Raw genomic sequence first — 26,347 nt, 5'->3', positions numbered from 1 at the left:
CCAGCCAGGAGGAATGCGCCCATGAGTCACTTCGCGATCGTGGCCCCGGCGCTTTACAGCCACGTCAAGGCGCTAGAGGCGCTCGCCGCTTCGCTGATCGCGCGCGGCCACCGGGTCACGGTGATCCATCAGGCCGATGCGAAGGCGCTGATCACCGAGCCGGGCGTCGAGTTTTTCGCAGTGGGCCGGGAGAGCCACCCGGAAGGGCGCATGGCGCGAACGCTTTCGCGGCTGGCAAGCCCATCGGGGCCGGGGCTTTTCGCCATGATTCGCGACCTGGCCGAGACCACCGACATGCTCGCCCGCGAGCTTCCTGCCGCATTCGAGGCGCTTGGTATCGACGGCGTCATCGCCGACCAGATGGAGCCCGCAGGTGCGTTGGTCGCCGAGGGGCTGAATCTTCCCTTCGTGTCGGTGGCCTGCGCGCTGCCGGTTAACCGCGAGCCAGGCCTTCCGCTGCCGGTGATGCCGTTTCGCTACGGCAAAACCGAGCAGGCGCGGAGCATGTACGCCACCAGCGAGCGCATTTACGACCGCTTGATGGGCCGCCACGCCGAAGTGGTCGAGCGCCACGCCCGCGCCTTCGGCTTGACGCCGCGCCGCGCGCTCCACGAGTGCCTCTCCCCGCTTGCCCAGATCAGCCAGACGCCGCTCGCCTTCGATTTCCCTCGCGAAGCACTTCCCGATACCTTTCACGCCGTCGGCCCGCTGCGCCTGGCAAGCGCCGGCGCCAGCCACCGGCGTTTGGAGACGCTTTCGCTTCCCGAGCGTTTCGTGTTCGCTTCGCTCGGCACGCTGCAGGGCCACCGCTTCCACCTGTTCAAGAAGATCGCCCGGGCGTGCCGCGGCCTGGACAAGGCGCTGCTGATCGCCCACTGCGGCAAGCTGGATGCCTCCCAGGAGGCGGCGCTGGTGCGCGCCGGGGCCACGGCGGCGGTCGATTTCGTCGATCAGCGCGAAGCGCTGACGCGCGCGGAAGCGGTGATCACCCACGGCGGGCTCAACACCGTGGTCGACGCCATCGACACCGCCACGCCCATGCTGGTCGTACCGCTGGCCTTCGATCAGCCCGGAGTGGCGGCGCGGGTGCTCCACCACGGCCTGGGCGAGCGCGCCTTCGCCTTCGCCCGCCCGGCGACTCTGGCGCGAAAGCTCGCCCTGCTCGAGGCACCCGGTTATTGTGAACGGCTGACCGCGCTTCAGGCGCCGCTTCGCGCCGCCGGCGGCGCCGAGCGCGCCGCCGCCATTGCCGAGCAGGCGCTGACCACTCACCGGCCGGTCGTCAGGGAGAGTTGCCATGAAGCCGTCGCATGATCTGATTCTCGTCGGCGCCGGGCTCGCCAATGGGCTGATCGCCCGGCGGCTGATCGAGCGCCACCCGAACCTCGACGTTCGAGTGATCGAAGCGGGCCCGCGACCCGGCGGCAACCACACCTGGTCGTTTCATCAGGGCGATCTCAGCTTTGATCAGCACGCCTTTGTCGCGCCGCTGGTGGCTCACCGCTGGCCCGGCTACGAAGTGCGCTTTCCCGACTTCACCCGCCGGCTCGACAGCGGCTATCTCAGCATTACCTCCGAGCGCTTCGCCGAGGTGCTTGGCCGCGAACTCGGCGGGCGGCTTCTGCTCGAGGCGCCGGTGAGCCGGGTAACGCCGCAAAGCGTGACCCTCGCGGATGGCACCGAGCTGACCGCGACGGCGGTGATCGACGGACGCGGCCCGGAAAAAACGCCGCATCTGACCGTCGGCTTTCAATCCTTCGTCGGCCAGCAGTGGCGGCTCAAAGCGCCCCACGGGCTGACCCGGCCGATCATGATGGACGCTACCGTCGATCAGCAGGGCGGCTACCGCTTCGTCTACAGCTTGCCCCTCGATGCGCACACGCTCTTGATCGAGGACACCCACTACGTCGACGCGGCGGACCTGGCGCCTTCGCAGGCGCGAGCCAACATCGCCGCCTACGCCGAGCGCCAGGGTTGGGCGCTGGAGACCCTCGAGCGCGAGGAGCACGGCCACCTGCCGATCACCCTGGACGGCGATATCGACGCCTTCTGGCAGGCCGCCGAGAATCAGCCGAGAAGCGGGCTGCGCGCCGGGCTTTTTCATGCCACCACCGGCTACTCGCTGCCCCAGGCGGTGGCGCTGGCGGACGCGATCGCCGAGCAGGAAACGTTCGACGCCGCCTCGCTGTTCGAGGTGATCGAGGGTTTCGCCCGCCGGCGCTGGCGGCAGCTTGGCTTTTTCCGCATGCTCAACCGTATGCTGTTTCTGGCAGGCCAACCGGATCGCCGCTGGCAGGTCATGCAGCGCTTTTACACCCTGAACGACGGCCTGATCGAGCGCTTCTACGCCGGCCAGCCTACGCTTTTCGACAAGGCGCGCATCGTGTCGGGCAAGCCCCCGGTGCCGGTGCGCGAGGCCATTCCGGCCGTGCTCAAACAAACCCCACGGCTGCGAGCCTTCAAAGATGAGTAAAACGATCGTAATCGGCGCGGGCTTCGGCGGCCTGGCGCTCGCCATCCGCCTGCAGGCCGCGGGCATCCCCACCCTGCTGCTCGAGGGCCGCGACAAGCCCGGCGGCCGCGCCTACGTGTATGAAGACGACGGCTTCGTTTTCGACGCCGGCCCCACGGTGATCACCGACCCCAGCGCCTTGGAGGAGCTGTTCGAACTGGCGGGCAAGAACATCGCCGACTACGTCGAGCTGTTGCCGGTCACCCCTTTTTATCGCCTTTGCTGGGAGTCCGGCGAGGTGTTCGATTACGACAACGATCAGGCAAGCCTCGAGCGCCAGATCGAGCACTTCAACCCAAGCGACGTCGAGGGCTACCACCGCTTTCTCGACTACTCGAAGGCGGTGTTCGACGAGGGCTACGTCAAGCTCGGCACGGTGCCGTTTCTCTCCTTTCGCGACATGCTGCGCGCCGCGCCGCAGCTGGCCAGACTGCAGGCCTGGAAGAGCGTCTACGCGAAAGTTTCCCAGTACATCAAGGACGAGCACCTGCGCCAGGCGTTCTCGTTTCACTCACTGCTGGTCGGCGGCAACCCGTTCGCCACCTCGTCGATCTACACGCTGATCCATGCGCTGGAGCGCAAGTGGGGAGTGTGGTTTCCGCGCGGCGGCACCGGCGCGCTGGTCAAGGGCATGGCCAGACTGTTCGAGGATCTCGGCGGCGAGATCCTGGTCAACGCCAGGGTCGAGCGTATCGAGATGGCGGGCAACCGCGCCCGGGGCGTCACGCTTGATGATGGTCGCGAAATCGAGGCTCGGGCCGTGGCGTCGAACGCCGACGTGGTGCACACCTACGAGAAACTCCTCGGCCACCACCCGGTGGGGGCGAAGCGAGCCAAAAAGCTCAAGGGCAAGCGCATGAGCAATTCGCTGTTCGTGCTCTACTTCGGCTTGAACCACAACCACACCCAGCTCGCCCACCACACGGTCTGTTTCGGCCCGCGCTATCGCGAGCTGATCGACGAAATCTTCAACAGTGACGGCCTCGCCGAGGATTTCTCGCTCTACCTGCACGCGCCCTGTGTCACCGACCCTTCGCTTGCGCCGGAAGGGTGCGGCAGCTACTACGTGCTGGCGCCGGTGCCTCATCTCGGCACCGCGGCGCTCGATTGGGAGGTCGAGGGGCCGAAGCTGCGCGAGCGCATCTTCGACTATCTGGAGAAGCATTACATGCCGGGGCTGAGAAGCCAGCTTGTCACCCACCGCACGTTCACGCCGTTCGATTTTCGCGACACGCTCGGCGCCCACCAGGGCTCAGCGTTTTCAATCGAGCCGATTCTCACCCAGAGCGCCTGGTTTCGCCCCCACAACCTGGACAGCCGGATCGACAATCTGTATCTCGTCGGCGCCGGTACCCACCCGGGGGCGGGCATTCCCGGCGTGATCGGCTCCGCCAAGGCGACGGCGGGGCTGATGGTGGAGCGACTCAGCTCAGAGAAGGAAAACGCATGAGCGAGGCGCTTCTCGATCACGCTACCGTGACCATGGCGGCGGGCTCGAAGAGCTTCGCCAGCGCCTCGAAGCTCTTCGACCCGGAGACGCGCCGCGCCGCGCTGATGCTCTACGCCTGGTGTCGCCACTGCGACGACGTGATCGACGACCAGACCCTGGGCTTTTACAACGCCTCTGCAGAGAGCGAGCAAGCGACGCAGCACGCGCGCTTGAACGAACTCAAGGCCCAGACCGCCCGCGCCTACGCCGGCGAGCCGATGACCGAGCCCGCCTTCGCCGCTTTCCAGGAGGTGGCACTAACGCATGCCATTCCGCCCGCCCAGGCCTTCGATCATCTGGAAGGCTACGCCATGGACGTGCGCGACGAGCGCTATGAAACCTTCGATGACACGCTGCGCTACTGCTACCACGTGGCCGGCGTGGTGGGCTTGATGATGGCCCGGGTGATGGGCGTGCGCGACGAGGCGACGCTCGATCGCGCCTGTGATCTGGGCTTGGGGTTTCAGCTGACCAACATCGCCCGGGATATCGTCGAGGACGCCGAGGCGGGGCGCTGCTACGTACCGAGCGAGTGGCTGCGCGAGGAAGGCCTGACGTTTGACGACATTCTCGACCCGGGCCAGCGCGAGGCGCTGGCGCGCGTTGCGGCGCGCCTGACCCGCGCGGCGGAGCCCTACTACGCCTCGGCGCGCATCGGCATCTCGCGGCTGCCGCTGCGCTCGGCCTGGGCGATCGCCACCGCGCTCGGGGTGTATCGCCGTATCGGCGTGAAGGTGGGCCGCGCAGGAGCCACGGCCTGGGATGCGCGCTTGGGTACCGGGCGCGGCGAGAAGCTAGCGCTCTTGCTCAGCGGGGGGGCGGGGGCACTTTATTCTCGCGCTCGGCGGAGCTCGACGCCGCGCTCGATGAGCCTCTGGCAGCGTCCGCGCCCTGACGGCGCTTGAGTTCGGCCTCGAGCTTTTCCACCGGCGGGGCGTAGATGAAGCCAAACGATACGCCGTCCTCGCGCCCTTTCACCGCGTGGTGCAGCCGGTGGGCCTTGTAGAGGCGCTTCATATAGCCGCGCCGGGGAATCAGGCTGAAGGGCCAGCGCTTGTGCACCAGCCCGTCGTGGAGCACGAAGTAGATCGCGCCATAAGCAGTCATGCCGGCGCCGATCCACTGCAGCGGCCAGGCCCCGGCGGTGCCGAAGGCGATCAGCACGATGGCAAGAGCCGCGAACACCACCGCATACAGATCGTTGCGCTCGAACCAGCCGGTGCGCGGCTCGTGGTGGGAGCGGTGCCAGCCCCAGCCGAAGCCGTGCATGATGTACTTGTGGGCAAGCGTTGCCACCACCTCCATGACGGCCACGGTCAGCACCACGATCAGCGTATTGAGCAGCACGGGCATCGTCTCTCCCTAAGGTTAGCGGCGGCGGGCGAAGAACGCCTTCAAGAGCCTTTTGGACGCCGGCGCCAGCACGCCCGCTTCGATCTCGACCCGGTGGTTGAACCAGGGCTGGGCGAGCAGGTTGGCCTTCGATTCGACCATGCCAGTGCGCGGCTCGGCGGCGGCGTAAACGAGCCGCTCGATGCGCGCGTGGACCATGGCGCCTGCACACATCATACAGGGCTCCAGGGTGACGTACAGCGTGCAGCCGTCAAGGCGATAGTTGTCAAGCGCCTGCCCCGCCGCCCGCAGCGCGCGGATCTCCGCGTGGCCGCTCGGGTCATGGGTTTCTACGGGCGCGTTGTGGGCCGCACCAATGATCTCGCCCTGGGCGTCGACCACCACCGCGCCCACCGGCACTTCACCGGCGGCGAAGGCCAGGTGCGCCTGATCCAGCGCCCGGTGCATGTAAAATTCGTCGCTGCGCATCGGGGCGAACTCCGTTAAGGTAGCTGCCGATATCGCAGCAGCCAAACGCCACAGGATACCGAGAATGAACGACGCGCTGAAGACGCTTTTGAACATACTGGATCTCGAGACGCTGGAAGAGACGCTGTTTCGCGGCCAGAGCCAGGATCTCGGCTTTCCCCAGCTCTACGGCGGCCAGGTGCTCGGCCAGGCGCTGGCGGCGGCGGCGCGCACCGTGGAGCCCGACCGCCTGCCCCACTCCCAGCACGGCTACTTTCTGCGCCCCGGCGACCCGCACCGCCCGGTGGTCTACCAGGTCGACAACGTACGCGACGGCCGCGGCTTCACCACCCGCCGGGTCACCGCGATTCAAAAGGGGCGGCCGATCTTTTTCTGCAGCGCTTCGTTTCAGCAGAAAGAGCCCGGCTTTGCGCATCAGCTCACCATGCCCGACGTGCCGAGCCCCGAGTCGCTGATCGACGAGGGCAACGTCAAGCACGAGCGCTTTCCCGGCCATCCGATCGAGTTTCTGCACCTGGATCACAACCCTACCCCTGCCGCTCCCGCCGGGCGTGGCCTGTGGTTTCGCATCAAGGGCGAGCTACCCGATGACCCGGCGCTGCACCGCCACCTGCTCTCCTACTCGTCGGACTTCAACCTGCTGACCACCGGGCTAATCCCCCACGGCGTCGAATTCGGCGACCCGAAGCTTCGCATCGCAAGCCTCGACCACGCGCTGTGGCTACACGAGGATACCCGCATCGACGAGTGGCTCTTCTACTCCATCGACTCGCCCTGGGCCGGCGGCGCCCGAGGGCTCGCCCGCGGCAGCATTTTCGACCGCCACGGGCGGCTCGTCGCTTCCACCGCCCAGGAGGGCCTGACGCGCTATCCACAGTAGGCAGCGCACGCGCGAGTGACAAGAGCTCAATATTGACACTATACCGCTATACGGTATAGTGGAACAAAGGAGACGCGCATGATCGAGTCTTTCAAGGATAAGCGGCTGGAGGCCTTTTATTTCAGTGGCGCCACCGCTGCCTCGATCCCGGCATCGATCACGAGCGCCTTGGGTCGCAAATTGGATCTTATCGACGCCGCCGTGTCGGAAGCCGACCTGCGAGTACCGCCCGGCAACCGTTTCGAGCATCTGGAGGGAAAGCTCTCATCGCTATCCGCGATTCGGGTCAACAAGCAGTATCGGTTGATCTTCGAGTGGTCGCACGGCCGCGCCCGCGGCCTCTACCTGGATCCTCACACCTACAGGTGACTTGTGATGATGACAGAGCGCAAACCCACAACTGTTGGCGAGATGCTGACCCTCGAGTTTCTGGAACCATTGGAGCTGAGCCAGTCGGCGCTGGCACGCCAGATGGGAACCACGCCTCGCCTGGTCAATGAAATCTGTAACGATAAACGCGCGCTGACGGCGGAAACGGCCATCATGCTGGCTACCGTTTTCGGTAACACGCCGGATTTCTGGCTCAACTTGCAGCAAAAAGGCGATCTCTGGAAAGCCCTGCACAGCGAGAAGAGTATGGCTCGCATTCGTAAGGCCCGGCCCATCGCTGACGCTTGCGATACGGCCACCGCCTGACCTCTTCATCGCTTATGCGACGATTCAAAAAAGAGAAGCCCATCGACGATGGGCTTCTTGCTATTCGGGTGTGGCGTTTTTAGCCGCCGTAGACGTTATTGATCGTCTTCAGCGGGTAGTGGGACGGGTACGGCTTGCGCGCGACGCCGGAGTCCACGGCGGCCTGGGCGACAGCGGAGGAGACGCGCTCGAGCAGGCGCACGTCGACCGGAGTGGGGATGATGTAGTCGCGGCCGAAGCTCATCTCGGAGCGCTCGTAGGCGTTCAATACCTCTTCCGGCACCGGCTCGCGGGCAAGGTCCTTCAGCGCGTGCACCGCAGCGAGCTTCATCGCCTCGTTGATGCGCGTGGCGCGTACGTCCAAGGCGCCGCGGAAGATGAACGGAAAGCCGAGTACGTTATTGACCTGATTGGGGAAGTCCGAGCGGCCGGTGGCCATGATCACGTCCGGGCGGGCTTCGCGGGCGACGTCCGGGTGGATCTCCGGATCCGGGTTGGTGCAGGCAAAGATCACCGGATCCCTGGCCATTTTCTTGACGTGGTCGGCATTGACGAGGCCGGGGCCGGAAAGGCCGATGAAAACGTCGGCGCCGTCGATGGCGTCATCGAGGGTGCGCATGTCGGTGTCTCGGGCGAACTCGGCCTTGTACTCATTGATGTTATCGCGCCCGGTGTGGATCACCCCACGCCGGTCGAGCATCACGAGGTTTTCGGCTTTCGCGCCGCAGGAGATTAGAAGCCGCATGCAGGCGATTGCTGCCGCACCCGCGCCCAAACAGACGATCCTGACGTCCTCGATGCGCTTGTCGGCGATCTCCAGGGCGTTCAACATGCCCGCAGCGGTAACGATGGCGGTGCCGTGCTGGTCGTCGTGGAAGACAGGCACCTTGCAGCGCTCGATCAGCGCCTTTTCGATCTCGAAGCACTCCGGCGCCTTGATGTCCTCGAGGTTGATGCCGCCCCAGGTATCGGCGATGCGCGCCACGGTATCGATGAACGCTTGGGGATTCTCGGCGTCGACCTCGATATCCACCGAGTTGATACCGGCGAAGCACTTGAACAGCACGCCCTTGCCTTCCATGACCGGCTTGCTGGCCAGCGACCCCAGATTACCGAGCCCCAGAATCGCGCTGCCATCGGAAATGACCGCGACCAGGTTGCCCTTGCCGGTGTAGCGGTAGGCGTTCTCGGCGTCACGAGCGATTTCGCGTACCGGCTCGGCCACGCCCGGGCTGTAGGCCAACGACAGATCGCGAGCGGTGGCGGTGGACTTGGTTAACTCGACCGAAAGCTTTCCGGGGATGGGGTGGGCGTGATAATCGAGCGCTGCCTGCCTGTTCGCGTCTGTCATGGAGTTCGTCATCCTAAAGTAGAAACATGGCCTTAGAGTATAGAAAAACCCAAAGCGCCTCAAGCGCTGTCAACCCAAAACGCCGTCTGGCTTTTTAATCACACTTAGCCCCACGTTAAGCGTTTTTGGGCGTCATTTGCTGCACTTTATAGCAAAGCCATCGAGCCATAACGCTTTCCTTATTGATGCAGCGCAACATTTATGGAAAAAAATTCCATTTTTCAAGCGCGCACAAAAAACCCACGCCAAAGCGTGGGTTTTATCGACCGGCAACTTAATGCCGGCGAGCGGGCGTATCAGCCGCGCTTCATGGCAGCGCCGAAACGCTTGTTAAAGCGCTCTACGCGGCCACCGGTGGTCGCTTGCTTCTGCTTGCCCGTGTAGAACGGATGGCAGTTGGAGCACACATCCAGAGAGAAGTCCTGACCAGAGGTAGAACCGACCTGGAAGGTGTTGCCACAAGAACACGTCGCGGTGACCGTGTTGTAATTCGGGTGAATAGCTTGTTTCATCTTGGGCCTCGCATACTTATGCCGCCACCTGATCCATTGCCAGGCACCGCATAAAGGGTTGAAATAACGGCTAACCGGATCGTCGCTGGCGCCCTTTCGAACCGATAAAACGCACAGCGGGCGCATATTCTAGCAATCTTTTACGTCGGAGGCCAATTGCCCGAGCCCTTTTCTTCACCGCCCGCCGAGGCTCTTCCCCACGTGGGGGCGCTACAGGTGGCGCTGCCCTCGCCGCTCAGGCAGCTCTTCGACTACCTGCCCGGGCGCCAGACGCCCGCCGGTGGCTGGCAGCCGGGACTCCGCGTGCGTGTGCCCTTTGGCAGGCGGGAGGTCGTTGGCGTGGTCATTCGCACGCTGCCACGAAGCACGCTGGCCCGGGAAAAGCTAAAGCCTATCGCGGAGGTGCTCGATGAGGCGCCGCTGCCGGCGGACTGGCAGTGGCTATGCCACTTCACCGCGCGCTACTACCAGCACGGCCTGGGTGACACCATGCAACTGGCCATGCCGGCCAGGCTTCGCCAGGGCTATCCGATGGCCGGGCGCACCTTCACCCAGTGGCAGGCCATCAATGATGCGAGCCTGGATTCGCTCAAGAACGCGCCCAAACAGGCAGAGCTTTATGCGCTTTTGCGCCAGCACGCTCAGGGCCTGCCGGCCCAGGCGATCAGCGCCCACGGCTACACCAAGGAACAGCTGATGGCGCTTTCGCGCAAGGGGCTCGCAAGCTCGCGCGACGTCGCCCGCCAGGCGGGCAGCCGTTTCGACCCGCGCGCCGGGCTGCTGGCCTCGCCGGCGCTGCCGCTCAACCGCGAGCAGGCCGCGGCGCTTGCCGCGCTGCACGAGAACCTGGAGGGCTACCACCCGTGCCTGCTCGAAGGTGTCACCGGTAGTGGCAAGACCGAAATCTACCTTCAGCTGATCGAGGCGCTCGCCGCCAAAGGCAAGCAGTCGCTGGTACTGGTGCCGGAGATCGGCCTGACGCCGCAGACACTTTCGCGCTTTCGCAGTCGCTTCAAGGCGCCGGTGGTGGCGCTTCACTCCGGGCTCAACGACGCCGAGCGCATGGATGCCTGGGAGGCCGCCGCCGACGGGCGCGCGCTGATCGTGATCGGTACCCGTTCGGCGATCTTCACCCCGCTTGCCAATCCCGGGGCGATCATCGTCGACGAGGAGCACGACGGCTCCTACAAGCAGCACGATGGGCTTCGCTACCACGCCCGCGATCTGGCCGTGGCTCGCGCCCATTATCACGGCATTCCGCTTCTACTGGGCAGCGCCACGCCGTCGCTGGAGAGCCTTTCACGGGCGCTTGCCGGCGATTATCGCCACCTGCGCCTCACCCAGCGTCCGAGCCGCCATCCGCCGGCCAGATTGGAGCTTACGGATCTTCGCCATCAGCGCCGCCAGGGGGGGCTTCTGCCATCGGCGATCAAGGCGATCGAGTCGACCCTGGCCGCCGGTAAGCAGGCGCTGGTGTTCATCAACCGGCGCGGTTTCGCCCCGAGACTTGCCTGCCACGCCTGCGGCTGGATGGCGGACTGCGGCCAGTGCGATGCACGCATGACGCTGCACCGCCACCCGCCGCTTCTGGCCTGCCACCACTGCGACAGCCGCCGAGCGCTACCGGACGCCTGCCCCGAGTGTGGCAGCGGCGATCTGCGCGCGCTCGGCTCGGGTACCGAGCGCACCGAAGAGACCCTCACGGGGCTTTTTCCCGACGCCACGATCCACCGCATCGACCGCGACAGCACCCGGCGCAAGGATAGCTTCGACCAGGTGCTCAAGGAGGTTCATCGCGGCGAGCCCTGCATTCTGGTCGGCACCCAGATGCTCGCCAAGGGCCACCACCTGCCCCACGTCACCCTGGTGGTGGTGATCAACGCCGACGGCGGGCTCTATAGCGCGGACTTCCGCGCGCTCGAGCACAGCGCCCAGCTGCTCGAACAGGTGGCCGGGCGCGCCGGGCGCGCTGCCCATCCGGGCCGGGTGCTGGTCCAGACCCTGCACCCGGACGACCCGCACCTGGGCAAGCTCGCCGAGCACGGCTACGGGGCGCTTGCCCGCGATCTGCTCGAAGAGCGAAGGCTGGCCAAACTGCCGCCGTTCGGCTTCATGGCGCTGGTGCGTCTGGAGAGCCCCAAGGAGCAGGCCGCGATGGCGCTGGCCCAGGCCGCCGCCCAGGCGCTCAGGGAGTGGCTGGCAAACGTTGGGGTCGCCGCGCGCTGTTTGGGCCCGGTACCGGCGCCGATGGAGCGGCGCCAGAACCGCTACCACGTTCACGTGCTGATCGCCGCCGACCGGCGCAGCCAGCGCCAGGCGGCGGCCAATTTTATCGTGCAGTGGCTCGAGGCGAGCCGCGAGGCGCGCAGCGTGCGCTGGTCGATCGATATCGACCCGCAGACGCTCGCGTGACCCGCCCGAGCGCCCGGCACGCCAATCAAGGGCGATACGGCTTTGAAAGTGGGCGCCAATTGCCGATAATGGCCGTTTTGACGCGTCAGGCGCCCATCGATCGCCGCCAGTTTTCACAACGCGCACGCCGCCACCCAAAATTTCGGATGTTCAAATGAAAGAGACGATCACTTCCCTGCTCCAGAGCGCCATCGAAGCGCTGAAGCACCAGGGCGTGCTGCCGGGCGATTTGACCCCGACCATCAAGATCGACCCTACCAAGGACAAGGCCCACGGCGACTACGCCACCAACCTCGCGCTGATGCTGGCCAAGCCCGCCGGCATGAAGCCGCGCGAGCTCGCCGAGAAGCTCCTCGAAGCGCTGCCCGAAAGCGACGCGATCGCCAACACCGAGATCGCAGGGCCGGGCTTCATCAACTTCTTCGCCGCCACGGACGCCGCCGCGCAGATCATCGCCCAGGTGCTCGACTGCGGCGACGCCTTTGGCCGAAGCCTCGTGGGCAAGGGTGAGAAGGTGCAGGTCGAGTTCGTCTCCGCCAACCCGACCGGCCCCTTGCACGTTGGCCACGGCCGGGGGGCGGCGATCGGCGACTGCCTGTGCCGGCTGCTGGAAGCCACAGGCTTCGATGTCACCCGGGAGTTCTACTACAACGACGCCGGCGCCCAGATCCAGAATTTGGCCCTGTCAGTGCAGGCCCGCGCCAAGGGGCTGGGGCCGGAGGACGCAAGCTGGCCGGAAGACGGCTACCGCGGCGACTACATCATTGACGTCGCAAGCGACTATCTGGCCGGCAAGACCGTCACCGCCGATGACCGGGAAGTCACCGCCAAAGGCGATGCGGATGACCTGGACGCCATTCGCGACTTCGCCGTCGCCTGGCTTCGCCGGGAGCAGGATTTGGACCTCAAGGCTTTCGGCGTGGCCTTTGACGTCTACTTTCTCGAGTCCTCGCTCTACGAGCAGGGCAAGGTCGAGGAGACCGTCGAGCGGCTGGTCGCCAACGGCCACACCTATGAAGAAGATGGCGCGATGTGGCTGCGCACCACCGAGTTCGGTGATGACAAGGATCGGGTGATGCGCAAGCGTGATGGCGGCTACACCTACTTTTTGCCGGACGTCGCCTATCACCTCGACAAGTGGAACCGCGGCTTCAAGACCGTGATCAACGAGCAGGGCGCCGACCACCACTCCACCGTGACCCGCGTACGCGCCGGGCTGCAGGCGCTGGAGGCCGGCATCCCCCAGGGCTACCCGGACTACGTGCTGCATCAAATGGTGATGGTGACCCGCTCCGGCGTCGAGGTGAAGCTCTCCAAGCGCGCCGGCAGCTACGTCACCCTGCGTGATCTGATCGACGAAGTGGGGCGCGATGCCACGCGCTTTTTCCTCGCCGCGCGTCGGGCCGATTCCCAGCTCACCTTCGACATCGACCTTGCCCGCTCGCAGTCCAACGACAACCCGGTCTACTACGTTCAGTACGCCCACGCCCGGGTGTGCAGCATGCTGAGAAAAGCCGAGACCGAGTCCCGCGCCTTCGACTTCGACCAGGCGATGGCTAACCTGGCAAGCCTTGACAGCGACCAGGAGAAAGCGGTGCTCAACCGCCTGGCGCGCTACCCGGAAGTGGTCGAGCAGGCCGCGCGCGCCCGGGAGCCGCAGCAGGTCTCCCAGTACCTGCTGGATCTGGCCGGTGATTTCCACACCTGTTACAACGCGGTCAAGGTGATGGTCGACGACGACGCGCTGAGAAACGCGCGTTTGGCGCTGGGCCTGGCCACCCGCCAGGTGCTGCGCAACGGCCTCGACTTGATGGGGGTCAGCGCCCCGGAGGAGATGTAAGCCATGGCCAAAGCGCGCAAACGGCCCACCCGGCGCGGCGCGACCAGCCAACGCCGGGCGCCCAAGGCAGAAGGGTCGGGCTTTCGCCTGCCCGGCTGGCTCTGGGCGCTGGCAGGTGTGGCGGTCGGGTTCTTTCTCGCCCAGCACCAGCACGGCACCGCGCCCTGGCAGGAGCAGAACGACGCCCCCCAGGCCACGGTGCTGCCCAAGCCCCCGGGTAGCGACGAGCGCAGCGCCGCGCGCCAGAGCGAAGGCAGCGCTGAGCCCTCGATGCCGACCTTCGAGTTCTACACCCTGCTGCCGGAAACCGAGGTCATCGCCCCGGGTGGAGCGCTGCCCTCAACGGTCAACCGCCCGGAAGTGGCCGACACCCCGGCAAGCGATAGCGAAGGGGCGACCAACGGCGCTTCCGGCGACGACCAGATCGCCCAGGTGATCGCCGCCAACACTCGCCAGGAGGAGCAGACGCCCCAGGCCGCCGCGCCCGAGCCGGCAGCGGCGCCCAACCGCTACATGCTCCAAGCGGCGTCGTTCAAGGAGCTTTCTGACGCCGAGCAGCTGCGCTCGCGACTGCGCAACTTGAGCCTTCTGGCCCAGATCACCGAAGTGCAGGCCAGCGGTGACATCTGGCACCGCGTGCAGGTCGGGCCTTACGAAGACCCCCGCGAGCTCAGCCGCGCCCAGGACCTGATGGCGACCCAGGGCATCGAGCCGCTGCTGATCCAGCTTCAGAACTGACCTTTCGGCCCGCGCCGGGCCATAAAACCCCGAAAGCGCTCCTGCGGGCGGTTGATTTTTCATCGACCGCCCGCATTTTGTTGTCATTCGTATCATCGACGCGCCCGTTCATCGGCGCTCAACCCAGTTGCGGTCGCTTGGCGACCGACACGTCATCGGGAGCCTTGCTCCCTCAAGGAGCCATCTCCATGACCACGATCGTATCCGTACGCCGCGGAAACCAGGTCGCCCTCGCCGGCGACGGCCAGGTCTCGCTTGGCAATACCGTGATGAAAGGCAATGCCAGCAAGGTGCGCCGCCTCTACCGGGGCAAGGTACTCGCAGGCTTTGCCGGCGGCACCGCGGACGCCTTCACCCTGTTCGAGCGCTTCGAGGCCCAGCTCGAAAAGTACCAGGGCCACCTGACCAAGGCCGCCGTGGAGCTGGCCAAGGACTGGCGCACCGACCGGGCGCTGCGCCGCCTCGAGGCACTGCTGGCGGTGGCGGATCACAGCGCCTCGCTGATCATCACCGGTAACGGCGACGTCGTCGAGCCGGAGCGGGGCATCATCGCCATCGGCTCCGGCGGCAACTTCGCCCAGGCCAGCGCCCGGGCACTGCTGGAAAACACCGAGCTCGGCGCGCGGGAAATCACCGAGAAATCCCTGCAAATCGCGGGCGACATCTGCGTATTCACCAACCACCACGTCACGCTCGAAGAGCTGAACATCGACGACCGTTGAGGCCTTTTTCATGACCCAGATGACTCCCCGCGAAATCGTTCACGCCCTCGATCAGTACATCATCGGCCAGAAGGACGCCAAGCGCGCCGTGGCCATTGCGCTGCGCAACCGCTGGCGTCGCATGCAGCTCGATACCGACCTGCGCCCGGAAGTCACGCCGAAGAACATTCTGATGATCGGCCCGACCGGTGTGGGCAAGACCGAGATCGCACGGCGCCTGGCGCGCCTGGCGCGCGCGCCCTTCATCAAGGTGGAAGCGACTAAATTCACCGAGGTGGGTTACGTCGGCCGCGACGTCGAATCGATCATTCGTGATTTGATGGAAGCGGCGATCAAGATGGTGCGCGAGCACGCCAAGGAAGAGGTCGGCCACCGCGCCGAGGACGCCGCCGAGGACCGTGTGCTCGACGCGTTGCTGCCGCCGCCCCGCGGCCAGGAGGACAAGCCGCGCGAGGAGAACGCCACCCGCCAGTCGTTTCGCAAGAAGCTCCGCGAGGGCCAGCTCGACGACAAGGAGATCGACATCGAAGTCACCTCCCAGGGCCAGGGCGTGGACATCATGACCCCGCCGGGCATGGAGGAGATGACCAATCAGCTGCAGAGCCTGTTTTCCAACATGGGCCAGCAAAAGCGCGAAAACCGCCGCGTCACGGTCAAGGAAGCGCTGGTGCTGCTGCGCGACGAGGAGGCCGGCAAGCTCGTCAACGAGGAAGAGATCAAGGCCCGCGCCGTCGAGGCGGTCGAGCAGCACGGCATCGTGTTTCTGGATGAGATCGACAAGGTCGCCAAGGGCAGCGGTCAATCGAGCGGCGGCGAAGTCTCCCGCGAAGGCGTGCAGCGCGACCTGCTGCCGCTGATCGAAGGCTCCACCGTCTCGACCAAGTACGGCATGGTCAAGACCGATCACATCCTGTTCATCGCCTCGGGCGCCTTCCATCTCTCGCGGCCGTCGGATCTGATTCCGGAGCTTCAGGGCCGCCTGCCGATCCGCGTCGAGCTCGATGCGCTCACCCCCCACGACTTCAAGCGCATTCTGACCGAGCCGTCGGCCTCACTGACCAAGCAGTACCAGGCGCTGCTCGCCACCGAAGGGCTCGACGTCGAGTTCACCCCGGACGGCATCGAGCGCATCGCCGAGATCTCCTGGCAGGTCAACGAAGGCACCGAGAACATCGGTGCGCGGAGGCTGCACACCGTGATGGAGCGTCTGCTGGAAGAGGCCTCCTTTAAGGGCGGCGATATGGATAGCCCGCTGGTGGTCGACGCCGATTACGTCAATGCCCAGCTCGGCGAGCTCGCCGTGGACGAGGATCTGTCGCGCTATATTCTGTAGGCTGAAGCATTATGTAGGCTGAAGCCTCAAAACGATGGTCCACGCCTTGCAGGCGGGTGCTCGCACCCGCCTGTCGTCCATTCATCGCTCGCTCAAGGAGAGCCTCATGGACAGCCCGATTCCCACCCACGTGCACTACCACAAGAAAAACCGCCTGCTGGAGCTGACCTACCCGGGCGATCTTCACTACCGCGTGCCGATCGAGCTTTTGCGCGTCTATTCGCCGTCGGCAGAGGTGCGCGGCCACGGCGCCGACACCGCGGTGCTGCAGACCGGCAAGCGTGACGTGGGCCTTCTCGATATCAGCCAGGTCGGCCACTACGCGCTCAAGCTGCACTTCGACGACGGCCACGACAGCGGCCTCTACAGCTACGACTACCTCTACAAGATCGCCAAGCACCAGGATGCCTACTGGGCGGAGTATCTCGACGAGCTCAAGGCCGCCGGCGCCTCGCGCGAGCCGATGGGCATCCAGTTCAAGGAGCTTTGACGCAGGCTCGGTGCGCGAACGCCCGGCGCAGACAAACCCGGCGCGAGAAGGCTACAATACAGCCAACCTGATTACACGGTGGTCAGCCGACCATCGATCTTCGCCTCGAACTCGGGAGCCCGTCGCCTCATGAGCCCCACGGAAAAGCGCACCACCCATTTCGGTTACCAGGAAGTACCGCTCGACGAGAAAGCCTCGCGGGTGGCGGATGTCTTCCACTCGGTGGCCGCGCGTTACGACGTCATGAACGATCTGATGTCGTTTGGCATTCATCGGGTGTGGAAGCGCCTGACCATCGAGCGCGCCGGCGTGCGCCCGGGCCATCGCGTGCTGGACATCGCTGGCGGCACCGGCGACCTGACGCTCAAGTTCTCGCGCCTGGTCGGCCCGCGAGGCAAGGTGGTGCTGGCCGATATCAACGCCTCGATGCTCAATGTCGGCCGCGACAAGCTGATCGACAACGGCGTGGGCGGCAACGTCGAGTACGTTCAGGCCAACGCCGAGGCGCTGCCCTTTCCGGACAATCACTTCGACTGCATCACCATCGCCTTTGGCCTGCGCAACGTTACCGACAAGGACGCCGCGCTGCGCTCGATGGCCCGCGTTCTCAAGCCCGGCGGGCGCCTTCTGGTACTGGAATTCTCCAAGCCCGGCAACCCGCTTCTGAGCAAGGCCTACGACGAATACTCCTTCCGCTTTCTGCCGAAGATCGGCGAGCTGGTGGCGAAGGACGGCGAGAGCTACCGCTATCTCGCCGAGTCGATCCGCATGCATCCGGACCAGCCCACACTGCTGGCGATGATGGAGAACGCAGGGCTCGAGCGGGTGGAGTACACCAACCTCACCGGCGGGATCGTCGCGCTACACCGCGGCATCAAGCTATGACGTTTTCCGCCTTGAGCGCCCGGCGGGCGCCGCTACACGCCAAGCAACGAACGAGGCACGCATGCGACTGACCCCGCCGCTGCTGCTGGCAGGCCTTGAACGAGCGTTGAACGCCCTGCTCGCCCGCGACCCGGCCGCGTCCAACCGGCTGGCCGCGCTTGCGGGCAGCCGATTGCTGATTCGTCTCGAACAGCCGCACCTGGCGCTGGTGCTCGCCTACCACGAAGCCGGTGTCGATCTGCTGCCCGGCGACGACATCGACGAAGCCCAGGCGGATGCCACCGTCGAGCTGACCCCGGAGACCTTCTCCGAGTGGCTCAGCGGCGCCTCGCTCGAGCGGCTGATGTTCGAGGGCAAGCTCGCCGTTCGCGGGCGCTTGGGCCTTCTGGAGGCGACCCGGGATCTGTTTTTCGATCTCGACCTGGATTGGGAAGGCGAGCTTGCCGGCTGGATCGGCGCCACGCCCGCCCACTCGCTGGCGGAAGGCGTTCGCCGCCTGAGCCGCTTCGGGCTGCGGGCGAAAGAGGAACTGCTTCAGGATCTTTCCGAGTACGTCTTCGAGGAGGCGCGGATGCTGCCGGGCCGCGCCCAGCGCGACGTGCTGCGCGACGCCCTGACCGACCTGGACATGGCTACCGATCGCCTCGAGGCGCGCCTTGATCGCCTTTCCCGGCGGCTCGATCAGCGCCTGAACCGCGAGCTCCACACGCGCCTGGAGGAGCCGTGCTCATGAGCCTGCGGCTGTTCAAGATCCTCTGGGTCGTCGCGCGCCACCGGCTCGACACGATGATTCCGCTCGAGCGCTTGCCGCTTTGGCTGCGTATTTTGATGTGGTTTATGCCGCTGCGGCTAATTCCGGTGGGTAAGCGCTCGCGCGCCGAGCGCCTGCGCCTGGCGCTGGAGTCGCTTGGGCCGATCTTCATCAAGTTCGGCCAGATGCTCTCGACCCGCCGCGATCTGCTGCCGGACGACATTTCCGACGAGCTCAGAAGGCTCCAGGACCAGGTGCCGCCGTTTCCGGGCGATCTCGCCGTCGCGCGGGTCGAGCGTGAGCTCGAAATGTCCCTCGAAGAGGGCTTCGCCCAGTTCGACCGAGTGCCGCTGGCCTCCGCCTCCATCGCCCAGGTCCACGCCGCCACGCTTCACAGCGGCGAGGAGACGGTGGTCAAGATCATCCGCCCCGGCATCGACGCCATCATGCGCCAGGACATGGCGCTGATGTACCGCGTCGCCAAGCTGGTGGCGCGCATTCCCGAGGCGCGGCGACTGCGCCCGGTCGAGGTGATCCGCGACTACGAGTCGACGCTGTTCGACGAGCTGGATCTCTACAAGGAGGCCGCCAACACCTCCCAGCTCAAGCGCAACTTCAAGGACTCGGCGCTTCTATTCGTACCCACCATCTACTGGCCCTACACCCGGCGCCACGTCATGGTGCAGGAGCGCATTCGCGGTGTGCCGGTAGCGGATCTCGACACGCTGATAGCCAAGGGCGTCAATCTCAAGAAGCTCGCCGAACGCGGCGTCGAGCTCTTCTTCACCCAGGTGTTTCGCGACAACTTCTTTCACGCCGATATGCACCCGGGCAATATCTTCGTCAACTGCGACAACCCCGAAGACCCGCAGTACATCGCCATCGACTGCGGGATCGTCGGCAGTCTCACCCGGGAGGATCAGGACTACCTGGCGCGCAACCTGCTGGCGTTCTTCCATCAGGATTATTACGAAGTGGCCGCGCTTCACATCGAGTCCGGCTGGGTGGGCGAGAACACCCGCGCCAACGAGTTCGCCGCCGCCATTCGCACGGTGTGCGAGCCGATTCTGGAAAAGCCGCTCAAGGATATCTCCTTCGGCCAGGTGCTTTTGGGGCTTTTCCAGACCGCCCGGCGCTTCAACATGGAAGTGCAGCCGCAGCTGGTGCTGTTGCAAAAGACGCTCTTGAACATCGAGGGCCTTGGCCGCCAGCTCTACCCGGAGCTCGATCTGTGGAGCACCGCCAAGCCGTATCTCGAGCAGTGGATGAAAGAGCGCGCAGGCGTAGGCGGGCTGTGGGAGTCGCTCAAGCGCCAGGCGCCGGAGCTCTCCCACCAGCTACCGGAACTGCCCGTGCTGGCCCATCAGGCGCTTTCACGCATGGAGCAGGAGCACCGCCAGCGCCACCAGCAGGCCAATGCCATTACCCAGCTCGACAAGAAATTCAACGAGCAGAAAAAGCGCCACCACCGCCTGCGTATCGGCATTGCGCTACTGGCGATTGCACTCGCCTGGCAACCCTTGAGCGAGTGGGCGCAAACCCAGTCCTGGCAGGTGCTGGCCGCTGCCGCCGCCGGCCTTTTGCTGCTTTTATGGCAGTAACCTCCTTTATGGCAGGCGCGCTGCGCGTGCTAAACTATGCAGACGCTCCCTGCCCGTTACATTACCAAGGATGCCGATGAGTTCCGCCACGTCCTCGCCCGTTCTCGATCAGTTGGCCTGCGTGCTCGCAGAGCGCCGCCACGCCGACCCCGAAACCTCCTACGTTGCCTCCTTGCATCACAAGGGGCTAAACAAGATACTCGAGAAAGTGGGCGAGGAAGCCGTCGAAACCGTGCTGGCCGCCAAGGATGCAGAGCGCGACGGCAAGCTGTGCGACGAGAAGCACCGCCAGGCACTGGTCGCTGAAACCGCGGATCTATGGTTTCATAGCCTGGTCATGCTGTCGCACCTGGATCTCGACCACCGGCTCGTGCTCGACGAGCTTTCGCGCCGCTTCGGGGTCTCGGGCCACGACGAAAAAGCGTCCCGCTAACCACGCCCTACCCTTTTACCCGAACAACGCCCGTCTTAATGAGGAAACGACTATGTTAGGTGGCATCAGTATCTGGCAGCTCTTGATTGTATTGGGCATCATCATCCTGATTTTCGGCACCAAGAAACTGCGCAACGTCGGCACCGACCTTGGCGGCGCGGTGAAGGGTTTCAAAAGCGCGATGAGCGAAGAGGAAAAAGAGAAAGAGAAGAGCGACGAGGCCGCGCGCGTTGCCCACGAAGAGCCGGGCAACACCTACGACGTTCAAGCCGAAGAGAAGCGCAAGGCCGAGCAGCATAAAGAAGAGCGTCACTAACCCATGCTGGATATCGGCTTTCTCGAACTCATGCTCATCGCCATCGTCGGGCTTTTGGTGCTCGGCCCCGAGCGGCTGCCTAAAGCGGCGCGCACCACCGGCATGTGGATTGGCAAGATCAAGCGAACGGTATCCGGCATGCAGCGTGAAATTACCGCTCAGCTCGAAGCCGAGGAGTTGCGCCAGAAGATCAGCGACCAGCAAAAGAAGCTCGACGAGAGCCTGAGGCAGGCCAAACGCGAGGTGGAGAGCATCGCTTCGAGCTCGTCGGGCGCAAAAACCGCCCCAGGCGATACCGAAAAGCGCGCCGCCCGGGCGAGTGCCACACTCGACGATGCGCTCGAGGAGGTGCACGAACCGGTGGCCGACAAGCCGCGACCCGAGGACGATTCCCATAAGGACAGCCATCAGCCATGAGCAACACCGGCGACTCCCCCGATTCACGTGACCCCAATTCGCGCGAGGATCTGAGCCAGGCACCGCTGATCGAGCATTTGATCGAGCTGCGTTCGCGGCTGATCAAGGCGGTGGCGGTGGTGCTTTTGATGTTTCTGGCGCTCTACGCCTTTGCCAACGACATCTACAGCTTCGTCGCCGAGCCCTTGATCGCGCTGTTGCCCGAAGGCTCGCAGATGATCGCGACCGAAGTGGCCTCGCCCTTTCTGGCGCCGTTCAAGCTGACGCTGGTCGTGGCGGTGTTTCTGGCGATTCCTTTCGTGCTGCACCAGGCCTGGGCCTTCGTCGCCCCCGGGCTCTACGATAACGAGAAGGCGCTGGCGATCCCGATTCTGGTCTCGAGCGTGGCGCTTTTTTACACCGGCGCGGCCTTCGCCTACTACGTGGTCTTTCCGCTGTTGTTCGAGTTCTTCACTCAGACCGGGCCGGAGAACGTGGCGGTGATGACCGATATCAATCAGTATCTGAACTTCGTGCTGAAGCTCTTCTTCGCCTTCGGTGTGGCCTTCGAGATTCCGATCGCGACGTTTCTGCTGATTCTCTCCGGCGCCACCACGGTGCAGAGCCTGTCGCAAAAGCGCCCTTACATCATTCTAGGGTGCTTCGTGATCGGTATGCTGCTCACCCCGCCGGACATCATCTCGCAAAGCCTGCTGGCCATTCCGATGTACCTGCTCTACGAGGTCGGCCTGCTGTTCGGCCGGCTGGTGCGTCGGCGCCGGATTCGCGCCGAGGCCGAGGAGAGCGGCGAATAACGGCGACTTCTCCACGAACGAATACGCCTCTGCACGTCGAACGTGCAGAGGCGTTTTTGTTGGCAGGCGCGGGGGGGATCGCTACTTGCTGGTCTGATCGATCATCTCGCTGATCCGCTCGACCAGCTTGAAGATACCGGTGGCGGCTTCGCTGATGCGTTTGGCCTGCATATAGGCGGGTGTGGTGACTACCTTGTGCTCGAGATCGACGACGATATCGTCGACGTCGCAGCTCTTGTGCAGCCCGCCCATGGCGCTGATCGCACCGGCCACACCCGGGTCACGCCCGATGGTCACCGAAATGCCGTCGCTTAAGAGCTTCGGCACCAGCACCGGCGCGATGCACATCAAACCGATCGGCTTGGCATCCTCCTTGAAGGCGGCCAGCGGCGCCTTGAGGCTTTCGAGCACGCTCATGGCATCGCCCTGCTCGGCGAAGTCACAAAGGTTTTTGGCCACGCCAAAGCCGCCGGGCACGATCACCGCATCGAAGGCATCGGCGTCGAGCTCGGCGATGTCCTGAACCTCGCCGCGCATCAGCCGCGCCGCCTCCTTGAGCACATTGCGCGTCTCGCCCTCCTCAATCTCCTGGCTCAGGTGGTTGATGACGTGGTGCTGATCGATGTCCGGCGCGAAGGCGCGGTACTCGATGCCGAGCTGGTCAAGACGCAAGAGCGTGAGCGTGGCCTCGTAAATCTCCGTTCCATCATAAGCGCCGCAGCCGGCCAGAATCACTGCTACTTTTTTGCCCATGCCTGTCTCCCTTGATGATATCCATGCCGCGACGGCGAGCGGCCCGGTGGAATCGACACTCTAGTCACTCTCACGGGCCTTCACAAGGCGGCTTTCGCCGTAGAGCATGGCTGATATACTCAGGCCAAAGCGGCAGTTCTTGTCAGCACTTAGCGGAGATTTCCATTGAGCAGCTCAACCCCTCGCCAGTTTCCCGCCACCCGTATGCGCCGCATGCGCCGTGACGACTTTTCGCGCCGTTTGATGCAGGAGTCGACCCTGACGCCGTCGGATCTGATCCTGCCGGTGTTCGTGCTCGAAGGCGACAATCAGCGCGAGGCGGTGGACTCCATGCCCGGCGTCGAGCGCCTCTCCATCGATCTTCTCATCGAGCAGGCGCGCGAAGCATATGAACTCGGAATTCCGGCGCTGGCGCTATTCCCGGTGGTCGGCGCCGAGCATAAAAGCGAGTTCGCCGAGGAGGCCTACAGCGCGGGCGGGCTGATCCAGCGCAGCGTACGCGCGCTCAAGGCGGCGCTGCCGGAGCTCGGCATCATCACCGACGTCGCACTCGACCCCTACACCAGCCACGGCCAGGACGGCATTCTCGACGAGCACGGCTACGTGCAAAACGACCGCACCGTGGATACGCTGCTCAAGCAGGCGCTCTCCCACGCCGAAGCCGGCGCCGACGTGCTCGCGCCTTCCGACATGATGGATGGGCGTATCGGCGCCATCCGCCGGGTGCTGGAGCAGGACAACCTGCACAACGTGCGTATCATGGCCTACAGCGCCAAGTACGCTTCCGCCTACTACGGCCCGTTTCGCGATGCGGTGGGCTCGGCAGGCAACCTGGGTAAGGCGGACAAACGCACCTACCAGATGGACCCGGCCAACACCGATGAAGCGATTCACGAGGTGGCGCTCGACATTTCCGAGGGCGCCGATATGGTGATGGTCAAGCCCGGTATGCCGTATCTTGACGTAGTGCGCCGGGTCAAGAGCGAGCTTGGCGTGCCCACCTTCGCCTACCAGGTGAGCGGCGAGTACGCCATGCACCGCGCCGCCTTCGATAACGGCTGGCTCGACCCCGACGCGGTCATTCTGGAATCCCTGATGTGCTTCAAGCGCGCCGGCGCCGACGGCATTCTCACCTACTTCGCCCTCGAGGCGGCTCGCCGCCTGAACCGCGCGCGGTGAGCCGATCCGCTTGATAAAAATAGGAAAATCTTGACGTTTGATAAGCGTGACACGGAACCGTCACATTCAACCGGCAGAATCGGTAGCGACGCACTAACTTTCAAGTAGGCGCCTTGGGCGCGCGACCACTCTGCCGGGGGGACTCATGGAGATACAAACGTCGGACTCGACACCGCTTCAAGGCTTTGATGGGTCGAACAGCGAAAGCGAAGCACTGCCGCTTCGCATCAACCGCACCCCCACCGGCGTTCAGGCCAAGGAGTCTCTCGAGCAGACCGACCTGGACGACCCGGCGCTCTACTTCAACCGCGAGCTTTCGCACCTGCAGTTCAACATCCGGGTGCTCGAACAAGCGCTGGACGACGCCCACCCGCTGTTGAACCGGCTGATGTTTCTGCTGATCTTCTCCTCCAACATGGACGAGTTCTTCGAGATTCGCGTGGCCGGGCTCAAGCACCAGATCGCGCTCAACGATAATGCGCTTTCCGCCGATGGCCGACCGCCGGCGGAGGTACTGCGGGAAATCGCCGATATCGCCCACCGCCAGATTCGCCGCCAGTACCAGATTCTCAACGATACGCTCCTGCCGGCACTGGAAGCCCAGGGGCTGCGCTTTCGCCGGCGCGATCAGTGGAGCGACGGGCAGCGGGCCTGGGTGCGGGAATTTTTCGACCGCGAAATCATGCCGGTCATCAGCCCCATTGGGCTCGACCCATCGCACCCCTTCCCGCGGCTGGTCAACAAGAGCCTCAACTTCATCGTCGAGCTCGAGGGCAAGGATGCCTTCGGCCGTGCCGGCGGCATGGCGATTCTGCCGGCGCCGCGCTCGCTGCCGCGGCTGATCGTACTGCCGCGTGAGCTTTGCGCCGAAGGCTTCTCCGAGTACGTGTTTCTATCGTCGATGATTCATGCCCACGCCGAGGAGCTCTTTCCCGGCATGCGCGTGCTCGGCTGCTATCAGTTCCGTTTGACGCGCAACGCGGATTTGAGCGTCGACCCGGATGAGGTGTCGGATCTCGCCTCGGCGCTCAAGGGTGAACTCCTGGCCAGGCGCTACGGCAGCGGCGTGCGCCTGGAGGTGGCCGACAACTGCCCCGAGAGGCTGACCAATTTTCTGCTGCGCCAGTTCGATCTCGGCGAGCAGGATCTGTACCGCGTCGAAGGGCCGGTGAACCTGACCCGCATGATGTCGGTGCTCGACGGTGTCGACCGCCCGGAGCTTGCCTATCGCCCGTTCACCCCGAGCGTGCCCAGGGCGCTCAAGGAAGGAAGCCTGTTCAGCGCGATCGCAAAGCAGGACATTCTGCTTCACCACCCCTTCCAGGCGTTTTCACCGATCGAGGATCTGCTGCGCGAGGCGGCGCGCGACCCGTCGGTGCTGGCGATCAAACAGACGCTCTACCGCACCGGCGCGGACTCCTCGATCGTCAGCGCCCTGGTCGAGGCGGCAAGCCAGGGCAAGGAAGTGACCGTGGTGATCGAACTGCGCGCGCGCTTCGACGAGGCGGATAACATCCAGCTCGCCTCGCGCCTGCAGGAGGCCGGCGCCATCGTGATCTACGGCATCATGGCCTACAAGACCCACGCCAAGATGATTCATATCGTGCGCCGCGAAGCCAATGAGCTGCGCCACTATGCCCACCTGGGTACCGGCAACTACCACGCCAGAACCGCCAGGCTCTATACCGACTACAGCCTGTTGACCGCCAACCAGGCGCTGTGCGCCGATGTCCACCGGGTGTTCCAGCAGCTCTCGGGCATGGGTCAGACGCGCAAGATCGATACGCTCCTGCACGCGCCGTTCACCCTCCATGCGCGACTGGTCGAGATGATCGACCGGGAAGCCCAGTTCGCCGCCAAGGGCAAGCGTGGTCACATCATCATCAAGTGCAACTCGCTCACCGAGCCCAAACTGATCAGAGCACTCTACCGCGCATCGCAAGCGGGCGTGGAGTGCGATTTGATCATTCGCGGCATGTGCTGCCTGCGCCCGGGCGTGAAGGGTGTGTCGGAGAACATTCGCGTACGCTCGATCATCGGGCGCTTTCTCGAACACACGCGGGTATTCTACTTCCACAACGCCGGCAAGCCGGAAACCTGGTGCTCGAGCGCGGACTTCATGCCGCGCAACATGTTTCACCGGGTCGAAACCGGCTTTCTGCTCAAGGACAAGAAACTCGCCAACCGGGTGCGCAAGGATCTCGAGACCTATCTGGTGGACAATTGCCAGAGCTGGCTGCTGGAAAGCGACGGCAGCTACCGTCTTCAAAGCCCGGGCACGAGCGACGCCATCAGCGCTCAGGAAACGCTGCTTTATGCCTACGCGTCGAAAAGCTAATCCGTGTGAGGGGTGAAGTGTGAGGAGTGAGGTGTATCAGGACGCGCTCTGCCTTAGAATGAAGGTTACTCATACGTTCATTTC

The 26,347-nt window shown here is 64.6% G+C and carries 27 protein-coding genes; 22 read left to right on the top strand and 5 right to left on the bottom strand.

The window, feature by feature from the left end:
• Window positions 1-21: 21 nt before the first annotated feature.
• Genes ACGK9R_RS02380 through crtB form a run of 4 tightly spaced genes read left to right on the top strand, consistent with a single transcriptional unit; the run spans window position 22 to window position 4,906 of the window.
• Window positions 22-1,314 carry a glycosyltransferase gene (locus tag ACGK9R_RS02380; RefSeq protein WP_394577966.1) on the top strand — a complete coding sequence of 431 codons (1,293 nt, stop codon included), beginning with the start codon at window positions 22-24 and terminating at the stop codon, window positions 1,312-1,314.
• Window positions 1,298-2,473, top strand: coding sequence for a lycopene beta-cyclase CrtY (gene crtY / locus ACGK9R_RS02375; protein WP_394577965.1), 1,176 nt, complete (start codon window positions 1,298-1,300; stop codon window positions 2,471-2,473). Before ACGK9R_RS02380 ends, crtY begins: the two co-directional genes overlap by 17 nt.
• Entirely contained in the window at window positions 2,466-3,962 is a 1,497-nt protein-coding gene (locus ACGK9R_RS02370; protein ID WP_394577964.1) for a phytoene desaturase, read from the top strand. The genes crtY and ACGK9R_RS02370 overlap by 8 nt, the downstream gene beginning before the upstream one ends.
• Window positions 3,959-4,906, top strand: a complete 948-nt coding sequence (gene crtB / locus ACGK9R_RS02365; protein WP_394577963.1) for a 15-cis-phytoene synthase CrtB — start codon at window positions 3,959-3,961, stop codon at window positions 4,904-4,906. Before ACGK9R_RS02370 ends, crtB begins: the two co-directional genes overlap by 4 nt.
• Here crtB and ACGK9R_RS02360 read toward each other — a convergent pair.
• Window positions 4,809-5,354: a sterol desaturase family protein gene (locus ACGK9R_RS02360; protein ID WP_394577962.1), complete on the bottom strand. Its 546-nt coding sequence runs from the start codon at window positions 5,352-5,354 to the stop codon at window positions 4,809-4,811. The two genes, crtB and ACGK9R_RS02360, sit on opposite strands and share 98 nt — an antisense overlap.
• Before the next feature lie 15 nt (window positions 5,355-5,369).
• Window positions 5,370-5,822: a tRNA adenosine(34) deaminase TadA gene (gene tadA / locus ACGK9R_RS02355; RefSeq protein WP_394577961.1), complete on the bottom strand. Its 453-nt coding sequence runs from the start codon at window positions 5,820-5,822 to the stop codon at window positions 5,370-5,372.
• A gap of 64 nt (window positions 5,823-5,886) precedes the next feature.
• Between tadA and ACGK9R_RS02350 the strand changes: the two genes are divergently transcribed.
• The 3 genes from ACGK9R_RS02350 to ACGK9R_RS02340 all read left to right on the top strand — a co-directional run bounded on the left by ACGK9R_RS02350 (window position 5,887) and on the right by ACGK9R_RS02340 (window position 7,398).
• Entirely contained in the window at window positions 5,887-6,702 is an 816-nt protein-coding gene (locus tag ACGK9R_RS02350; RefSeq protein ID WP_394577960.1) for an acyl-CoA thioesterase, read from the top strand.
• A gap of 78 nt (window positions 6,703-6,780) precedes the next feature.
• Entirely contained in the window at window positions 6,781-7,071 is a 291-nt protein-coding gene (locus tag ACGK9R_RS02345; protein WP_394577959.1) for a type II toxin-antitoxin system RelE/ParE family toxin, read from the top strand.
• 9 nt (window positions 7,072-7,080) lie between these two features.
• A complete protein-coding gene (locus tag ACGK9R_RS02340) occupies window positions 7,081-7,398 on the top strand; it encodes a HigA family addiction module antitoxin (RefSeq protein ID WP_394577958.1) in 318 nt (105 codons plus the stop codon).
• A gap of 79 nt (window positions 7,399-7,477) precedes the next feature.
• Here ACGK9R_RS02340 and ACGK9R_RS02335 read toward each other — a convergent pair whose 3' ends face one another.
• Both ACGK9R_RS02335 and rpmE read right to left on the bottom strand, forming a co-directional pair.
• Window positions 7,478-8,749: a malic enzyme-like NAD(P)-binding protein gene (locus ACGK9R_RS02335; RefSeq protein ID WP_394577957.1), complete on the bottom strand. Its 1,272-nt coding sequence runs from the start codon at window positions 8,747-8,749 to the stop codon at window positions 7,478-7,480.
• A gap of 296 nt (window positions 8,750-9,045) precedes the next feature.
• Window positions 9,046-9,261 (bottom strand): 50S ribosomal protein L31, encoded by a 216-nt coding sequence (rpmE, locus tag ACGK9R_RS02330; RefSeq protein ID WP_394577956.1) that lies wholly within the window; start codon window positions 9,259-9,261, stop codon window positions 9,046-9,048.
• Between the two features lie 156 nt (window positions 9,262-9,417).
• Here rpmE and ACGK9R_RS02325 point away from each other — a divergent pair, with 156 nt between their 5' ends.
• The 13 genes from ACGK9R_RS02325 (at window position 9,418) to tatC (ending at window position 21,993) form a co-directional block, all read left to right on the top strand.
• Window positions 9,418-11,673, top strand: coding sequence for a primosomal protein N' (locus ACGK9R_RS02325; RefSeq protein ID WP_394577955.1), 2,256 nt, complete (start codon window positions 9,418-9,420; stop codon window positions 11,671-11,673).
• 154 nt (window positions 11,674-11,827) lie between these two features.
• Window positions 11,828-13,513 carry an arginine--tRNA ligase gene (argS, locus tag ACGK9R_RS02320; RefSeq protein WP_394577954.1) on the top strand — a complete coding sequence of 562 codons (1,686 nt, stop codon included), beginning with the start codon at window positions 11,828-11,830 and terminating at the stop codon, window positions 13,511-13,513.
• A 3-nt stretch (window positions 13,514-13,516) separates the two neighbouring features.
• Window positions 13,517-14,251, top strand: coding sequence for an SPOR domain-containing protein (locus ACGK9R_RS02315; RefSeq protein ID WP_394577953.1), 735 nt, complete (start codon window positions 13,517-13,519; stop codon window positions 14,249-14,251).
• Between the two features lie 188 nt (window positions 14,252-14,439).
• On the top strand, window positions 14,440-14,973 hold the full coding sequence (gene hslV, locus ACGK9R_RS02310) for an ATP-dependent protease subunit HslV (RefSeq protein WP_252106241.1): 534 nt from the start codon (window positions 14,440-14,442) through the stop codon (window positions 14,971-14,973).
• A 10-nt stretch (window positions 14,974-14,983) separates the two neighbouring features.
• Window positions 14,984-16,306, top strand: a complete 1,323-nt coding sequence (gene hslU / locus ACGK9R_RS02305; RefSeq protein ID WP_394577952.1) for an ATP-dependent protease ATPase subunit HslU — start codon at window positions 14,984-14,986, stop codon at window positions 16,304-16,306.
• Between the two features lie 106 nt (window positions 16,307-16,412).
• The gene (locus tag ACGK9R_RS02300) at window positions 16,413-16,796 is read left to right on the top strand and encodes a gamma-butyrobetaine hydroxylase-like domain-containing protein (RefSeq protein WP_394577951.1); all 384 of its coding nucleotides are present in this window, start codon (window positions 16,413-16,415) and stop codon (window positions 16,794-16,796) included.
• A 129-nt stretch (window positions 16,797-16,925) separates the two neighbouring features.
• On the top strand, window positions 16,926-17,681 hold the full coding sequence (ubiE, locus tag ACGK9R_RS02295; protein ID WP_394577950.1) for a bifunctional demethylmenaquinone methyltransferase/2-methoxy-6-polyprenyl-1,4-benzoquinol methylase UbiE: 756 nt from the start codon (window positions 16,926-16,928) through the stop codon (window positions 17,679-17,681).
• Between the two features lie 61 nt (window positions 17,682-17,742).
• On the top strand, window positions 17,743-18,414 hold the full coding sequence (locus tag ACGK9R_RS02290) for an SCP2 domain-containing protein (RefSeq protein WP_394577949.1): 672 nt from the start codon (window positions 17,743-17,745) through the stop codon (window positions 18,412-18,414).
• Complete coding sequence (gene ubiB / locus ACGK9R_RS02285; RefSeq protein WP_394577948.1) at window positions 18,411-20,033, top strand: ubiquinone biosynthesis regulatory protein kinase UbiB; 1,623 nt, start codon at window positions 18,411-18,413, stop codon at window positions 20,031-20,033. The genes ACGK9R_RS02290 and ubiB overlap by 4 nt, the downstream gene beginning before the upstream one ends.
• 76 nt (window positions 20,034-20,109) lie before the next feature.
• Window positions 20,110-20,466 carry a phosphoribosyl-ATP diphosphatase gene (locus ACGK9R_RS02280; RefSeq protein ID WP_394577947.1) on the top strand — a complete coding sequence of 119 codons (357 nt, stop codon included), beginning with the start codon at window positions 20,110-20,112 and terminating at the stop codon, window positions 20,464-20,466.
• Between the two features lie 52 nt (window positions 20,467-20,518).
• Window positions 20,519-20,782: a Sec-independent protein translocase subunit TatA gene (gene tatA, locus ACGK9R_RS02275; RefSeq protein WP_394577946.1), complete on the top strand. Its 264-nt coding sequence runs from the start codon at window positions 20,519-20,521 to the stop codon at window positions 20,780-20,782.
• A 3-nt stretch (window positions 20,783-20,785) separates the two neighbouring features.
• Window positions 20,786-21,199, top strand: coding sequence for a Sec-independent protein translocase protein TatB (gene tatB / locus ACGK9R_RS02270; protein WP_394577945.1), 414 nt, complete (start codon window positions 20,786-20,788; stop codon window positions 21,197-21,199).
• Window positions 21,196-21,993: a twin-arginine translocase subunit TatC gene (gene tatC / locus ACGK9R_RS02265; protein ID WP_394577944.1), complete on the top strand. Its 798-nt coding sequence runs from the start codon at window positions 21,196-21,198 to the stop codon at window positions 21,991-21,993. Before tatB ends, tatC begins: the two co-directional genes overlap by 4 nt.
• A gap of 81 nt (window positions 21,994-22,074) precedes the next feature.
• On the opposite strand, the gene elbB is transcribed toward tatC, so the two are convergent.
• The gene (elbB, locus tag ACGK9R_RS02260) at window positions 22,075-22,746 is read right to left on the bottom strand and encodes an isoprenoid biosynthesis glyoxalase ElbB (protein ID WP_394577943.1); all 672 of its coding nucleotides are present in this window, start codon (window positions 22,744-22,746) and stop codon (window positions 22,075-22,077) included.
• Between the two features lie 165 nt (window positions 22,747-22,911).
• Between elbB and hemB the strand changes: the two genes are divergently transcribed.
• Window positions 22,912-23,925 (top strand): porphobilinogen synthase, encoded by a 1,014-nt coding sequence (hemB, locus tag ACGK9R_RS02255; protein WP_394577942.1) that lies wholly within the window; start codon window positions 22,912-22,914, stop codon window positions 23,923-23,925.
• A 145-nt stretch (window positions 23,926-24,070) separates the two neighbouring features.
• Window positions 24,071-26,263 (top strand): polyphosphate kinase 1, encoded by a 2,193-nt coding sequence (ppk1, locus tag ACGK9R_RS02250; protein WP_394577941.1) that lies wholly within the window; start codon window positions 24,071-24,073, stop codon window positions 26,261-26,263.
• Window positions 26,264-26,347 lie beyond the last annotated feature (84 nt).

Source organism: Halomonas sp. HNIBRBA4712 (genome assembly GCF_043558675.1).
GTDB lineage: Bacteria > Pseudomonadota > Gammaproteobacteria > Pseudomonadales > Halomonadaceae > Vreelandella.
This window is presented reverse-complemented; position numbering and strand designations above follow the sequence as displayed.

Coding starts and splice junctions, on each gene's coding strand:
- hslV (WP_252106241.1), top strand. CDS start 14,440: ATGACCACGATCGTATCCGTACGCCGCGGAAACCAGGTCGCCCTCGCC.
- argS (WP_394577954.1), top strand. CDS start 11,828: ATGAAAGAGACGATCACTTCCCTGCTCCAGAGCGCCATCGAAGCGCTG.
- crtB (WP_394577963.1), top strand. CDS start 3,959: ATGAGCGAGGCGCTTCTCGATCACGCTACCGTGACCATGGCGGCGGGC.
- ACGK9R_RS02315 (WP_394577953.1), top strand. CDS start 13,517: ATGGCCAAAGCGCGCAAACGGCCCACCCGGCGCGGCGCGACCAGCCAA.
- ACGK9R_RS02380 (WP_394577966.1), top strand. CDS start 22: ATGAGTCACTTCGCGATCGTGGCCCCGGCGCTTTACAGCCACGTCAAG.
- elbB (WP_394577943.1), bottom strand. CDS start 22,746: ATGGGCAAAAAAGTAGCAGTGATTCTGGCCGGCTGCGGCGCTTATGAT.
- ACGK9R_RS02345 (WP_394577959.1), top strand. CDS start 6,781: ATGATCGAGTCTTTCAAGGATAAGCGGCTGGAGGCCTTTTATTTCAGT.
- tatA (WP_394577946.1), top strand. CDS start 20,519: ATGTTAGGTGGCATCAGTATCTGGCAGCTCTTGATTGTATTGGGCATC.
- rpmE (WP_394577956.1), bottom strand. CDS start 9,261: ATGAAACAAGCTATTCACCCGAATTACAACACGGTCACCGCGACGTGT.
- ACGK9R_RS02280 (WP_394577947.1), top strand. CDS start 20,110: ATGAGTTCCGCCACGTCCTCGCCCGTTCTCGATCAGTTGGCCTGCGTG.
- hslU (WP_394577952.1), top strand. CDS start 14,984: ATGACCCAGATGACTCCCCGCGAAATCGTTCACGCCCTCGATCAGTAC.
- tatB (WP_394577945.1), top strand. CDS start 20,786: ATGCTGGATATCGGCTTTCTCGAACTCATGCTCATCGCCATCGTCGGG.
- ACGK9R_RS02360 (WP_394577962.1), bottom strand. CDS start 5,354: ATGCCCGTGCTGCTCAATACGCTGATCGTGGTGCTGACCGTGGCCGTC.
- ubiB (WP_394577948.1), top strand. CDS start 18,411: ATGAGCCTGCGGCTGTTCAAGATCCTCTGGGTCGTCGCGCGCCACCGG.
- ubiE (WP_394577950.1), top strand. CDS start 16,926: ATGAGCCCCACGGAAAAGCGCACCACCCATTTCGGTTACCAGGAAGTA.
- ACGK9R_RS02300 (WP_394577951.1), top strand. CDS start 16,413: ATGGACAGCCCGATTCCCACCCACGTGCACTACCACAAGAAAAACCGC.
- ACGK9R_RS02335 (WP_394577957.1), bottom strand. CDS start 8,749: ATGACAGACGCGAACAGGCAGGCAGCGCTCGATTATCACGCCCACCCC.
- ACGK9R_RS02340 (WP_394577958.1), top strand. CDS start 7,081: ATGACAGAGCGCAAACCCACAACTGTTGGCGAGATGCTGACCCTCGAG.
- crtY (WP_394577965.1), top strand. CDS start 1,298: ATGAAGCCGTCGCATGATCTGATTCTCGTCGGCGCCGGGCTCGCCAAT.
- ACGK9R_RS02350 (WP_394577960.1), top strand. CDS start 5,887: ATGAACGACGCGCTGAAGACGCTTTTGAACATACTGGATCTCGAGACG.
- tatC (WP_394577944.1), top strand. CDS start 21,196: ATGAGCAACACCGGCGACTCCCCCGATTCACGTGACCCCAATTCGCGC.
- tadA (WP_394577961.1), bottom strand. CDS start 5,822: ATGCGCAGCGACGAATTTTACATGCACCGGGCGCTGGATCAGGCGCAC.
- ACGK9R_RS02290 (WP_394577949.1), top strand. CDS start 17,743: ATGCGACTGACCCCGCCGCTGCTGCTGGCAGGCCTTGAACGAGCGTTG.
- ppk1 (WP_394577941.1), top strand. CDS start 24,071: ATGGAGATACAAACGTCGGACTCGACACCGCTTCAAGGCTTTGATGGG.
- ACGK9R_RS02370 (WP_394577964.1), top strand. CDS start 2,466: ATGAGTAAAACGATCGTAATCGGCGCGGGCTTCGGCGGCCTGGCGCTC.